The organism is Brachybacterium sp. P6-10-X1 (genome assembly GCF_001969445.1).
In the GTDB taxonomy this organism is placed as follows: domain Bacteria; phylum Actinomycetota; class Actinomycetes; order Actinomycetales; family Dermabacteraceae; genus Brachybacterium.
This window is the reverse complement of record NZ_CP017297.1, coordinates 4,081,103-4,093,195: the sequence shown is the minus strand read 5'-3', so window position 1 is coordinate 4,093,195 and position 12,093 is coordinate 4,081,103. Positions and strand designations below refer to the sequence as shown.

Sequence of the window (12,093 nt, the reverse complement as noted above, 5' to 3'; positions counted from 1 at the left end):
CGACCGGGCCGGGCGGAGAACCGGCCGGGCCGCGGCGGGTGTCGACCAGGCCGACCGCCGCGCTGGTGCGTGCTGCGGTGATCGGTTGTGCCTGCCTGGCCCTGGCGGTCCTCGCGGGCCGGCCGGTGATCATCCTCGCCGGCCTGCCGCTGCTGGTGTGGACGCTGGTCGCCGTCGCTCGTCGGATCGCACGCGGGGAGGAGCACGGCACGGCGGCGGCCACCGTGACCTCCAACCGCCGGTCCATCGAGGAGGGCGGCACCGCAGCCATCTCGGTCCGGACCGCACCGGGCGTGCTGACCGCGGCCACGATCCCCCTGCCACCCCACTCCCACTTCTCACCGCGACACGGCTCCGCGGCCGGCGACGGCTCGCTGCGGTTGCGCGTCAGTGCTCAGCGCTGGGGACGGATCCACGTGGGGCCGGTGCATGTGCTGGTCAGCGACGCCTTCGGGGCCTTCCGCGCCCAACAGCTGTTGCCGCGGCTGGACGTGCAGGTGATCCCGCATTCGACGGTGCTCGAAGCGCCCGTGGAGGTCCCGACGCCGATCGGGATCAGCGGGATGCACCTGTCCCGCCGGCGCGGCGACGGCACCGCCCTGTCGGAGGTGCGGGCGTTCCGCCCCGGCGACCGGCTCCACCGCATCAACTGGCGCGTCTCCCAGCGCACCGGCACGCTGCACACCAATGCGACCTTCACCGAGCAGGACACCGACGTCCTGCTCGTCACCGACACGATCGCGGATGTCGCCGCGGCACCGTGGAGCGGCGAGAACGCTCCCACCAGCCTGGACATGACGATCCGGGCGACCTCCGCGGTGGCCAGGCACTACCTGGCCGCCGGCGACCGGGTCTCGGTGTTCGACCTCGGGCACCTGATCGGTCCGATCGCTCCCGGCACCGGTCCGCGGCAGCTGCGCGTGCTCACCGACGCCCTCGCCCGGGCGTCCCGCGAGGACGGTCGCACCCACCCCGCGCGGCGCCTGCGCACGGTGCGGCCCGGCACTCTGACCGTGGTCTGCTCCCCGCTGCTGCATGCCGAGGCCATCGCGCAGATCGGGGTCCTGGTGGCGCACGGGGCCGACATCATCGTCGTGGACACCCTCCCGCCCAGCATCGGGGACGTGTCCGTGCTGAACGGCAAGCCGCTGCGCCTGGACGGCAAGGTCTCCGACCGGTTCTGGCCCGAGGCCTGGGCGCTGCGTCGCCTGCTGCGGGAGCGGACCGTGCGGGAGCTGCGCGAGTCCGGGGTCCCGGTGACGGCCTGGGAGGGCCCGTCCTCACTGGCCCCGGTCCTGCTGTCGTTGGCGGCCGCTCGGTCCGCGCCGCGGATGAGGAGGTCCTGATGCGTCTGGGCGGTCTGGTCGATCCGATCGCGGGGCGGCTGCTGGAGCTGCAGAAGGTCAGCGGCACGCAGTGGGTGCTGCGCCTGCTGGGTGTCGCCGCGATGCTCCTGGCCCTGTCCGTCGCGATGCCGGGCGGTCTGGCCCAGAACTTCGGTGCCGTGTTCGTGCTGCTGGCCGTCGCGGTCTCGCTGGGGGTGCAGATGTTCCGCCCGGACAGCGACGTCGGACTGCTCGCGCCGGCCGTGATCATCCTGGTCCTGGCCGGCCAGGGGGATCTGACGACGCTGCGGGCAGGGATGGTGGGGCTCGCGCTGCTGGTGTCCCACTCGGCTTTCGCGCTGGCGTCCACGATCCCGGTGCACGGGGTGTTCGATCGCTCGGCGTGGCTGCTCACCGGCCGCGGACTGCTCATGGTGCTCGCCGTGAGCGTGGTCGCCGGTGTGCTCGTCGTGGTGCTCTCGGGGATCCAGTTGGGCCCGTGGATGCTGGTCGTCGGGGCCCTGGCCGTGCTCGCGCTGTTGTGCACGGTGCTGCCGCGGGCTCGGTGAGGTCAGCAGGGGCACGGAGGCCGGTGCCGGCTGCGGCTGGTGTGGGCCGTGCCCGGCGCGGACCGTGGGCGCCGTGGTTCGAGGCCGACGTGGTTCGCGGCCGCCGTGGATCGAGGCCGACGTGGATCGAGGCCGACGTGGTTCGCGGCCGCCGTGGATCGAGGCCGACGTGGTTCGTGGCCGCCGTGGTTCGGGGCCGCCGTGATTCGGGGCCGACGACGCGACCCTGGCTCACCGAGGCTCACCGACCCCACGGCGGGCGCGGCGTCTGCGGCCCCTCATAGGGCCGATCCCCCACCTCGGCCTGCAGCTGGGCCAGCCGCTTCTCGAGATCGGCACGGATCGCGGCGTGCACGGGATCGTCTGCGATGTTGGTGAGCTCGGCAGGGTCGGCGACCAGGTCGTACATCTCCCACTCGGGCTCGCGGATCGCGTCGGAGGAGCCGGGCGCCCCCATCCCGTCTCCGTAGTAATGGATCAGCTTGTGGGTGCCAGTGCGGATGCCGTAGTGAGCAGGTGCGTTATGGGCCGGGTCCTCGTGCTCCCAATAGCGGTAGTACATGGCGTCCGGCCAGGCCCCACGCGTGGCATCGTCGGCGGTGCCGTCCAGCAGCGGGAGCAGACTGCGGCCCTGCTGGTCCGGGAGCGACTCGTCGGGGTCGAGGCCGCAGGCATCGAGCAGCGTGGCGGCGAGATCGACGTTGGTGGCGAGCTCCTCGACCACCGATCCGGGGGCGATCTGCGCCGGCCAACGCACCATCATCGGCATCTGCAGGGACTGGTCGAACATCAGCCGCTTGTCGAACCAGCCGTGGTCACCGAGGAAGAACCCCTGGTCGGAGGTGTAGACCACGATCGTGTTCTCCGCGAGTCCGCGGGATTCGAGGTCGGCGAGCACGCGGCCGGTGGAGTCGTCGATGGCCTGGATGGTCTGCAGGTAGTCGCGCATGTACAGCTGGTAGTTGCGACGGGTCCGGGCCTCGCGGTGCTCCTCTCCCTCGAGCTCGGGCGGCAGCGGCTGCTTGAGGTCGTTCTCCGTGAGGTCGTCGGCGATGCTCATGCGCACGTCGCGGACGGCGCGGCTCATGCTCGAGTGATCGTCGAACAAGGTGTCCGGCTCGGGGATCGAGTCCACCGGGTAGAGGTCCGCATGGCGGGGGTGGGGGATCCAGTTTCGATGCGGTGCCTTGTGGTGCAGCAGCAGGCAGAAGGGGGCGTCCGGGTCCGTGTCCTGGGTGCGGTCGAGCCAGTCGAGCGCGAGGTCGGTGACGGTGTCGGTGGCATAGCCGGGCACCACCTCGTCGACGCGCTCTCCCGCGGCGTCGATGCCGTACATGACTGGGTCGTTGTACTCGCCCTGGCCGCGGTAGATGCGCCACTCGTCGAAGCCGCGGGGGTCGTTGTGCGCCTCGTGGCCGAGGTGCCACTTGCCGAACAGCGCGGTGCGGTACCCGCACTCGTGCAGGACCTGCGGGAAGGTGCGCACCCGGTAGTCGAAGCCGGAATAGATCGTGGCGGCGCCGTTGATGTGCGAGTAGGTGCCCGAGAGGATGGTGGCGCGGCTCGGGGTGCAGATCGAGTTGGTGCAGTACAGCGAGTCGAGCCGCGCACCCTGCGCGGCGATCCGGTCGAGGTTCGGGGTGGAGTTGACCCGGCCGGAATAGGCGCTGATGGCGTGAGCGGCGTGGTCGTCGGTGAGGATGAAGACGATGTTGGGGCGGGCTCCGTCGTGATCGTCGGAGCCGGAGGTCGCACCCGGCCCGGAGGCGAGGTCGCGGCGTCGGGCGTTCCCGTCGGCGGTCGCCGGGACGTTCCGGTCGGCGGTCATCGAGACGTTCCGGTCGGCGGTTGCCGGGACGTTCCGGTCAGCGGTCTTCCCGGCGTCGTTGCGGTGGTGCGGGGTCTTCATCGGCTCCATCGCCCCATTCTGTCACCGGCCCCGGAACCGACGTCGCGCCGAGACGCTCCCGAGAACCGGGCGTGCCGAACCGGCCCTCCGCGTCAGCTCGCACGGGGGTACGCGTCGCCAGGGTGCTCGTCATCGGGCGGCGGGCTCGTCGGCGGTGGCTCAGCAGGCGGCGCCTCTCCGGCAGGAGGATCAGCGGATGCCCGATCGGTCGGGGCAGGGCCAGCGGGTGGTCGGTCAGTCTGGTCAGGGGGGACGGGTGGTGCGTCGCCAGGTGCGGGGTCGACGGGCGGTTGAAGCGCAGGGGCGGTCGAGGTGTAGCGGTGCCCGGTCGGCGTGGTGATCGTCAAGGTGCTCGGTTCGCCGTCGGTCCCGGCTCGCTGGGTGGTCGCCCACTCGGGGACCTCCTTGACCAGGTTGAAGCGCTGGCAGTGCCCGATGCCGTTGTCGATGGTCGTCTCGCCGCCGTCTTCATAACGAGTCGCGTGGTCGACGTCGTGGATGGCCGCGTCGCACCAGGGTGTGCGGCAACGCTGGTCCCGCAGCAGGATGAAGCGGCGGACCTCTCCGCGGAACAGTCTCCTGCGCGGATCGGCGGCGACCAGCTCTCCGGTGCGGGGGTCGGTGTACAGGCGGCGGATCCAGCGAGCGGCGTTCGTCAAGTCTTTCGGCGAGGGCCCGGTCTGCCCGCGCGGGCGCTCGAGGCCAGTCGAGTCTCCCGGCGGACCCGTCGTCGCGGTCGGCTCCTGGGTGGGCTCATCCCGCAGGGTGTGCTCGGGACCAGGCTGGTTCGAGGGCTCGTCGCCATCGGCGCCTCCGGCGGGGAGCGACCCCTCACGATCGCCGTCCCACGCGACGTCTCCGTCGGAGAGCAGTCCTTGATCGGTCGGGGACTCGTGGACTGCTGCGGCTTGCTCGCCACCGACTCCACTGGTCTCGCCTCCTTCAGCGGCCGAGGGCCTGCGGACTCCTGCGGATTTCGAGGCGACCCCTAGGGCGACGTCTCGGGCGAGTCGGCCCGGGATCGGATGCCCGTCCATCCAGGCCGCCCGGGCGTCATCGTGCAGCAGCGTCATGTCCGTCATCAGCAGATTGACCTCGACGGGGATCTCATCGACGGTCTTGGCACCGGTGACGCGTTCGACGAGCGTGTCGGCCATGATCTGCCCCTTGCTCCGCTCGTCGCCGGAGCTCTTCGCGGATTTCGCCGCCTGGGTCAGCGTCTTGTACGCGGCGACGCCGTCTTTCGTCGGCAGCACGGTCCGGAGGATCGACATGCCATCGGGCGCGGGCCTCAGCGATGTCCTCCGATCGGCCGCGGCCCTCTTCGCCCGGACCACAGCCGATGCAGGATCGAGTTCCTGGGCTCGGGCGCGGGTGACGTTCCCGGCGCGGGTCGCAGTCAGCGCCGGCAGTCGCGACTCCAGCTCGGTATCGATCTTCGCCCGCGTGTCATCGTCGAGCACGAGCACGTTCTTGGCGACCTCCTGCGCGGCCCATTCGCTGATCTCTCCTCGCTCGAGCAGAGTCGTGGTGCGCGGCAAGGTCTCGATCAGGACGCGGTGCAGAGCCACGTGACCGGAGGCCTGTGTGGGGGTGATGCGACGAGCCATCGCGATCTGGTCGGCGACGCCTCGGCCGCGTAGCGCGCGGGGGACGTCCTGGCGTCGCTGCAGTTCGATCTGCGAGTCCCGGAATGCGATCTCGGCATGCGCCTGTGCCGCGCCGATCATGCCCTTCGCCCGTTCGAGCGCGCTGATGGTGTCGATCAGCTCCGGATCGGAGGCTCTCGTCAGATCGTCGGTTCGCGGAGCCTGCTCGAGGAGCCCGGCCAGGGACGCGTTCCACTCCTGCAGCGCGGTCGCCATGGTCGCCTCCTCTCCACATGCCGGAGCCATCGCCCCATCTCGTCGAACTCTTGTTCGTTCCTTCGCTTCCAGCGTGGTCTGCGGGCTGCGATGCAGCAATGAACGGGGTACCGGTGTGGACAAGGGTGCGGTGTGGAGGAAGGACGAGTGGATGATCGTGTGGACGGATGCTCTGTCGGGGGTCCGCGACGAGGGCCTCCGTGGCTCGCCGCCTGGGCACCTCATGTGGTCACGGCCCAGCGACAGAGAGCGCCCATCGCCGGATCGGCGATGGGCGCTCTCTGTCCGTGCCCGGGAGCGACGAAGTCAGATCTCGCGATGCGTGGCCTCAGGATCCTGTGGGCCCTGGGTCTCCGCCGTGCGCTCCGGCACCCATGGGTCCCCTTGCTCGTCCACCGGGACGTCGCCGTCGACCAGTCGGGACTCCAGCGACTTCGAGTAGATCGGAATCGAGTCCGAGGCCACCTCGATCGTGCCGTCGATGTCCTGCCACGGACCGCCGGCCACGGAGAACTGCCCACTGAACGTCGTCGTCAGCGTGACGTCGTACCACCCCTCGTACCGGTAGGTACCCGAGACCGTCTCCGATGGGTACGGCTCCCCCGCATTCGTGGTCGTGATCGTGTTCCCGTCGCCGAGATCCCAGTGGTAGGACACCGGGACCGCTCGCACGGACACCGGTACTCCGAGGACCTCGGTCGCCAGCGTCTGCGACTCGGACTCCGCATAGAGCACGTTCACCATGTTGACCGGCAACCAGCCCTCCTCCGGGCCTGCGCTCGCGACAAGAGGCTCGACCTCCATCGACTCGAAGTCGCTCCGCGTGATCGTGATAACGACTGGCTCCGACCCTTCAGCTGGCGCCCCACCGCCACCACGGGCCGTGCAGTCGAACCCGAGCAACTCCTCCGAATCGGCCCGGGTATTGATCCTGACTCTCTCCGACGTCAGGTACCCCTCGCCGTCAGGAGCAGTCATATCTATGAGCCCGCAGCCCATGTTTAGGGCGTCACAGATCGCACCCCCCGGCGCGTCGCCGCCATCCGGGAGGTCATCACACGTGTATTTACTGTTGGTGCCTAGTACGCGAGAGGTGACGTAAATCGGCGACCTTTCATTCTCGCTATCACGCCCACTGTTTTCGGCATCGCTCTCGTTCAGCAACTTCTCCTCGACAGAGGTCACACCGGTTTCAATGACTCCGTCATTGGTCTTGGCTGTCGGCAAATCCGACACCTCGTGCCCGGAAACATCACCGTAAGGGTCAGCATAGGAAGGTGCCTGAAATAGCGTCCCGGCCATTCCTGCAACAAAGAGCGCAAGAGACCCAAGCACCCACGCCCGGCATATACCATCATTAGACATCCGAGGTCTCCTGCATCACAAAATCTCCAAGCATCCACCGACCGGAGTGCCAATCTAGCCCGCCAATGGTGGTCCACTGCTCTTCACGAACAACCTCACCCTCTGAACCTTCCGCGTGCGCGCCGAGAACGAAAATGTAGCCGACCTCCACACCGAACGACGAGGTCTCGAATGTATCGATTCCGGTATCTTCAATTTTAGCCTGCGACCAAAGCTCTCCATCGACTCGATCTGAATCGATTTGCGACGCTATATCTGCACAACTTGAGCAACTATCGGTGTATAGCTGTGAAAATTTCACTACATCGCCACTTTGACGTGCCCACACCATGACTCCCACGTAGTACCTGAACGCCTGCTCCGCCCCCTCAGGCGTGTTCTCGTCCATACCCGGGAAGTCCGCCGGGTCCGGCGGTGGGATGTCCAGAGCTGCCTGCGTCGAGCCATCTTCCGTACCGCCGCCGTCGCTGACTGCGGCGGCGTCGCTGCTGCCAGCATCGGCCCCGCCCCCGTCGTCGGCCCCGCCCCCATCGCTGGTGCCGCCGTCATCGCTGCCGGCGTTGGTCTCGGGTGGCGGCTCGGTCACGGGTCCTTCTTCGCCGTCTCCGCAGGCCGCGAGCCCGACGGCAAAGGCAACGGTGGCCGCGGCGGCCAGGAGTCGTCGGGACATGCGGAAACCTTCCAGCTGTGTGTCAGATCACCGTGACCTTACCGGGCGCTGAAACTCCCCACCACCGATTCCGCACGACTGTGGACAACTCTCCGCGCGGGGAGACCTCACCTGCCCGCATGGTCAAGGCCCCATCCACCGCAGTCGCCTCTGCTCGTCCCGGCGCCTTTGTTCCCTCCACGCCGGTCCCCGTGAGAAGCCTCCCTGCGCCCTCCCCGTCGCGCCCCGCCAGGGCTACCGTGAGCCCCATGTGGCAGATGATGGACCTCCTGTACGGGCACAAGAAGGACATGGTCGCGCCGGAGGACGCCCTTCCCGGCCGGGACCGCTACCCCTACGCGCTCGAGCGCGAGCACCTCGTGCTGGGCACCGACATGCTCGGGCCCGACTCCCCCACCGACCCCCGACCATGGCCGGAGGGCACCGAGGAGATCATCTTGGCGGGCGGCTGCTTCTGGGGCATCGAGCGCATCGCCTGGCAGATCCCCGGCGTGCACACCACCTCCTCGGGTTACGCCGGCGGCTACACGCCCCACCCCACCTATGAGGAGGTCTTCTCGGCGAAGACCGGCCATACCGAAGCCGTCCGCGTCATCTACTCCGGCGGCGAGGAGACCTTGCGGGCCCTGCTGACACAGTTCTGGCAGCAGCACGATCCGACCACAGCGAACCGCCAGGGCAATGATGTGGGCACCGAGTACCGCAGCGCCGTGTACTGGACCTCCGAAAGCCAGGGCGAGGTGGTCCGCGAATCCGTCGCGCGGTATCAGGTCGCGCTCGACGAGGCCGGTCGCGGCCGGATCACCACGGAGCTGAAGCCCCTGGCCGAGGCCGGCGACGGCGTGTACTACACGGGCGAGCCCGTGCACCAGCAGTACCTGCACGTGAACCCCGGCGGGTACTGCAATCACGGTTTCAACGGCGTGGCCTGCTCGATCGGCTGACCCTCAGGGCGCGGCGGTGTAGAGATCAGGCTGGTCGAGACCGGCCTGGTCGAGATCGGGCTGGTCGAGATCGGACATGTCGAGGACGAATCGGTAGCGCACGTCGCCGCGAGCGAGCCGTTCGAGGAGTTCTTCCACCCGGGTAGACGGGAGGAGCTCGATGTCGGCGACCACGCCGTGCACCGCGCAGAAGTCGAGCATCTGTGCCGTCTGCGCCATTCCGCCGCTCCCGGCCGAGGTGAGCTTCTTGCGCCCGATCAGAAGATCCGTGGTCTCGAGGGAGACGGGCCCGAGGTGGCCGAGCTGTGCCAAGGTGCCGTCGAGGCCGAGAAGATCGAGATACGGCCCCAGATCATGGGCCACCGCGATCGTATCCAGGATGATGTCGAATCGTCCTCGCGTTGCGTCCATGGCGCTCGCGTCCGCAGAGACCAGGAGCCCGTCGGCCCCGAGTCGGCGCGCATCGGCGGTCTTGTCCGCCGTGCGGCTGATGACCGTGGTCTCGGCTCCGAGCGCCACCGCCAGTTTGACCGCGAGATGCCCGAGTCCGCCCAAACCCACGACGGCGACGCGGGTTCCTGGGCCGACGGCGAGCGCCCGGAGGGGCTCCCAGACGGTGACCCCGGCGCACAGCAGCGGGGCCGCAGCAGCCGGGTCGAGCCCCTCCGGCAGATGGTGGGCGAAGTCCTCGCGCACGACGTACTCGCGGGAGAAGGCCCCGAGAGTCGCCGTCCGGTCCCGCCGGTCGACCCCGCCGTAGGTCAGGGTGGGGAACTCGCGGCAGTAGTTCTCCTGCCCCGCCCTGCACATATCGCAGGTGAGGCACGCATCGACGATGTTGCCCACCGCCACGGCGTCCCCGACACCGAAGCGACGCACCTCGCGTCCGACGTCCGTGACGACGCCGGTGAACTCATGGCCGGGCACCAGGGGCGCCGTGGACTCGGCGCCGTGGTCTCGCAGCGCGTGCAGATCGCTGTGGCAGACGCCGCAGTAGTCGACACGCACGGCGATGTCGTCCGGGCGCAGGTCGCGCCGCTGGAGCAGGGTCCTGCGGAGCGTCGCGGATCCGTCCGCGACCCATCCAGGGGTCGTTCGCATCAGGTTTCCTTTCAACAGACTGTTCGGTCTGTTCAGCATGCACCCCCTCGCGCCACAAAGCAAACCAACCGTTCTGCCCGGTAGGGTGGAGAGATGGCCGACAAGGAGCTGACAGCGCGCGGAGTCGCGACGCGGGCGCGGATCGTGGACGCGGCGACCGAAGAATTCGCCGAGCACGGCATCGCCGGGGCGCGCGTGGAGCGCATCGTCGCAGCCGCCCGCACCAACAAGGCCCAGCTCTACGACTACTTCGGGAGCAAGGACGGCTTGTTCGATGCGATCTTCGAGGCCTCCTTGGAGCGAATCGTCGAGGTCGTCCCGATCGATTCCTCGGATCTCCCGGACTGGGCGGTCCGCCTCTACGACGAGTACCTCCTGCACCCAGCGCTCATCCGGCTGGCCACCTGGACCCGCCTCGAGCGACGGCCCGTCGGGCACCTCGTGCCGGACGGGGACCGTCGGGACGATCGCAAACTGCGTTTCATCGCCGACGCGCAGGCAGCCGGGCTCGTGCGCCCCGGCGAGCCGTTCGACATCATGGCGCTGGTCATCGGCATGTCCATGGCCTGGTCGCCGGTCAGCAACGTCTACGCCGCCTCGTCCGACGATCCTGAGCACGTCCACGAGGCCCGCCGCGATCTGCTGCGCGAGAGCGTCCGGCGCGCGGTGATGACCGGCTGACGGCGACCGGGTTCCCGCCCGCCGCGGACGGCTCGAGCACCCGCTCCGGGCCCGGGGTCAGTCGGCCGAGCCCCCGGAGGACGGGGAGGCCGATCCCGGCAGGCCGTCGCCGTGGTCGCCGCCCATGAGGTTGCGTCGCCCGCCGATCTCCGGTCCTCCGGCCGGGCGCGCCGGGGCAGGCGCGGCACCCATCAGCTGCGCGGCGAACCCACCCGCTTCGCGGGGCATGGGCGCGCCGGAACCGCCCGGGCCGCCAGAGCCGCCGGGCCCGCCCGGGCCGCACGCGGAGGCGGCCGCCGACCGCGGCGCCTCCGTCGCACCGCCCACCCGGGCGAAGCGAGTCATCTGGTCCTTGCTCGGATAGGCCCAGCTGACCACGATGTCCAGCCCCAGCACCGTCACCGGGAGCACCGCGTCCCCGACGGACTCCAGCATCTCCCGCACCGGCTCGCACGCCTCGAACGCCCAGGCGTCCTCGTCCTGGAAGTAGACGGTGATCGGGTGGCCGTCGAGGGCGAGCTCTGCGGCCTCGTCCAGGAAGGCCTCCTGCCGCTCGGGATCCGGCGGCGGGGACGGCAGGAAGATGTCCAGGGCAGCCAGCTGCGCGGTCTCGACCTCAGGGCTCATGGACACCACGGTAGCCCCCAGGTCACCGGAGCGCGGCAGCCCGCCCGGTCTCCGCGGCCGCGTCGAGGGTGCGCCCCAGCGGACGGTAGTGCTCGTGGACCGCCGCACGATAGGCATCGGTGTCCCCGGCCTCGAGCGCCACGAGCATCGCGCGGTGGGCCTCGACCGTGTCCAGGATGTCCTCCGCCGGAGCCAGCCCCAGCATCGGAACCGCCGTCGTGTGGATCTCCCAGAACGCCTGGGCGAGCTGGCGCATGAGGCCGTTGGGCAGTTCCGCGAAGAGGGTGCTGTGGAAGGCCGCGTCGGCCTGCGGGAACGGCTTGCCCTGTCCGGCCAGCGTCCGCATCTCCTCCACCAGCGACTCGAGCTCCGGATTGACGGTGCCGCGATAGATGTCCACGAGCTGATCGGCGACGGACAGATCGATCGCGATGCGCAGCTCCACCACTTCCCGCAGGGCCCGCAGGTCATTGCCGTCGTCGAGCCGAGCGCGGAACAGCAGCCCGTTGACCAGCGGCGCGAGCGAGAGCTGCCCCACGAAGGTCCCGTGCCCGTGGCGCACCTCCACGATGTCCAGCGAGGCGAGCGTGCGCATGGCCTCGCGCACGGAGGAGCGGGATATGTCCAAGCGCTCGCACAGCGCGGTCTCGGTGGGCATCGGATCCCCCGGGACGAGCCCTTCGGCCAGGATGAGCTCCTGGATGCGCTCGACGGCGCTGCCGCCGGCCCCCTTCGTGCGAACCATGTCGTCTCCTCCCCGGCGGCGCGCCGCCTGCCGCGGTGCGTGCATCCATCGTGCCGTGTCCGGCACCGCCCTGGCCACGTTTCGGCCCGGACGCGCACCACCTGTCCGTGACGATCGCCGGTGGTGGCGATCACCCATTCCGTGATGTACTCTCTCTGATCATCAGACATCATACGTCTGATCTTCGCAGAGCGGCGAACCTCAGCAGGAACCGTCGTCTCTCGCGGAGGGGATCCGGACAGGTCCCGACGACGGGGTCAGGACAGATCCCGACGACAGGGTTTTCCACGAC

At 69.5% G+C, this 12,093-nt stretch carries 11 protein-coding genes; 4 read left to right on the top strand and 7 right to left on the bottom strand.

Features of this window, described 5'->3' with window-relative positions:
• Positions 1 to 38: 38 nt before the first annotated feature.
• Both BH708_RS18190 and BH708_RS18185 read left to right on the top strand, forming a co-directional pair.
• Positions 39 to 1,346, top strand: a complete 1,308-nt coding sequence (locus BH708_RS18190; RefSeq protein ID WP_253705396.1) for a DUF58 domain-containing protein — start codon at positions 39 to 41, stop codon at positions 1,344 to 1,346.
• Positions 1,346 to 1,894, top strand: coding sequence for a hypothetical protein (locus BH708_RS18185; protein ID WP_076810372.1), 549 nt, complete (start codon positions 1,346 to 1,348; stop codon positions 1,892 to 1,894). The genes BH708_RS18190 and BH708_RS18185 overlap by 1 nt, the downstream gene beginning before the upstream one ends.
• Positions 1,895 to 2,135: 241 nt before the next feature.
• On the opposite strand, the gene BH708_RS18180 is transcribed toward BH708_RS18185, so the two are convergent.
• From BH708_RS18180 to BH708_RS18165, 4 genes are all read right to left on the bottom strand, one after another.
• The gene (locus BH708_RS18180; RefSeq protein WP_253705395.1) at positions 2,136 to 3,812 is read right to left on the bottom strand and encodes a sulfatase; all 1,677 of its coding nucleotides are present in this window, start codon (positions 3,810 to 3,812) and stop codon (positions 2,136 to 2,138) included.
• 83 nt (positions 3,813 to 3,895) lie between these two features.
• Complete coding sequence (locus BH708_RS18175) at positions 3,896 to 5,791, bottom strand: HNH endonuclease signature motif containing protein (protein ID WP_172805779.1); 1,896 nt, start codon at positions 5,789 to 5,791, stop codon at positions 3,896 to 3,898.
• Positions 5,792 to 5,974: 183 nt separating this feature from the next.
• Positions 5,975 to 7,033, bottom strand: coding sequence for a PKD domain-containing protein (locus tag BH708_RS20480; protein WP_253705394.1), 1,059 nt, complete (start codon positions 7,031 to 7,033; stop codon positions 5,975 to 5,977).
• Positions 7,026 to 7,703 (bottom strand): DUF6318 family protein, encoded by a 678-nt coding sequence (locus BH708_RS18165; RefSeq protein ID WP_076810370.1) that lies wholly within the window; start codon positions 7,701 to 7,703, stop codon positions 7,026 to 7,028. Before BH708_RS18165 ends, BH708_RS20480 begins: the two co-directional genes overlap by 8 nt.
• Positions 7,704 to 7,951: 248 nt before the next feature.
• Here BH708_RS18165 and msrA point away from each other — a divergent pair, with 248 nt between their 5' ends.
• Positions 7,952 to 8,647: a peptide-methionine (S)-S-oxide reductase MsrA gene (gene msrA / locus BH708_RS18160; protein WP_076810369.1), complete on the top strand. Its 696-nt coding sequence runs from the start codon at positions 7,952 to 7,954 to the stop codon at positions 8,645 to 8,647.
• A 3-nt stretch (positions 8,648 to 8,650) separates the two neighbouring features.
• Here msrA and BH708_RS18155 read toward each other — a convergent pair whose 3' ends face one another.
• Entirely contained in the window at positions 8,651 to 9,748 is a 1,098-nt protein-coding gene (locus tag BH708_RS18155) for an NAD(P)-dependent alcohol dehydrogenase (protein ID WP_076810368.1), read from the bottom strand.
• A 93-nt stretch (positions 9,749 to 9,841) separates the two neighbouring features.
• On the opposite strand from BH708_RS18155, the gene BH708_RS18150 reads away from it, so the two are divergent.
• Complete coding sequence (locus tag BH708_RS18150; RefSeq protein WP_076810367.1) at positions 9,842 to 10,429, top strand: TetR/AcrR family transcriptional regulator; 588 nt, start codon at positions 9,842 to 9,844, stop codon at positions 10,427 to 10,429.
• A 57-nt stretch (positions 10,430 to 10,486) separates the two neighbouring features.
• Here BH708_RS18150 and BH708_RS18145 read toward each other — a convergent pair whose 3' ends face one another.
• Together BH708_RS18145 and BH708_RS18140 are read right to left on the bottom strand one after the other, a co-directional pair.
• Positions 10,487 to 11,056, bottom strand: a complete 570-nt coding sequence (locus BH708_RS18145) for an arsenic metallochaperone ArsD family protein (protein WP_076810366.1) — start codon at positions 11,054 to 11,056, stop codon at positions 10,487 to 10,489.
• Positions 11,057 to 11,078: 22 nt separating this feature from the next.
• The gene (locus BH708_RS18140) at positions 11,079 to 11,801 is read right to left on the bottom strand and encodes a FadR/GntR family transcriptional regulator (protein WP_076810365.1); all 723 of its coding nucleotides are present in this window, start codon (positions 11,799 to 11,801) and stop codon (positions 11,079 to 11,081) included.
• Positions 11,802 to 12,093 lie beyond the last annotated feature (292 nt).

Excerpts from the sequence above, each read along its gene's own strand:
- BH708_RS18185 (WP_076810372.1), top strand. The coding sequence starts at position 1,346 with ATGCGTCTGGGCGGTCTGGTCGATCCGATCGCGGGGCGGCTGCTGGAG.
- BH708_RS18180 (WP_253705395.1), bottom strand. The coding sequence starts at position 3,812 with ATGGAGCCGATGAAGACCCCGCACCACCGCAACGACGCCGGGAAGACC.
- BH708_RS20480 (WP_253705394.1), bottom strand. The coding sequence starts at position 7,033 with ATGTCTAATGATGGTATATGCCGGGCGTGGGTGCTTGGGTCTCTTGCG.
- BH708_RS18165 (WP_076810370.1), bottom strand. The coding sequence starts at position 7,703 with ATGTCCCGACGACTCCTGGCCGCCGCGGCCACCGTTGCCTTTGCCGTC.
- msrA (WP_076810369.1), top strand. The coding sequence starts at position 7,952 with ATGTGGCAGATGATGGACCTCCTGTACGGGCACAAGAAGGACATGGTC.
- BH708_RS18155 (WP_076810368.1), bottom strand. The coding sequence starts at position 9,748 with ATGCGAACGACCCCTGGATGGGTCGCGGACGGATCCGCGACGCTCCGC.
- BH708_RS18150 (WP_076810367.1), top strand. The coding sequence starts at position 9,842 with ATGGCCGACAAGGAGCTGACAGCGCGCGGAGTCGCGACGCGGGCGCGG.
- BH708_RS18145 (WP_076810366.1), bottom strand. The coding sequence starts at position 11,056 with ATGAGCCCTGAGGTCGAGACCGCGCAGCTGGCTGCCCTGGACATCTTC.
- BH708_RS18140 (WP_076810365.1), bottom strand. The coding sequence starts at position 11,801 with ATGGTTCGCACGAAGGGGGCCGGCGGCAGCGCCGTCGAGCGCATCCAG.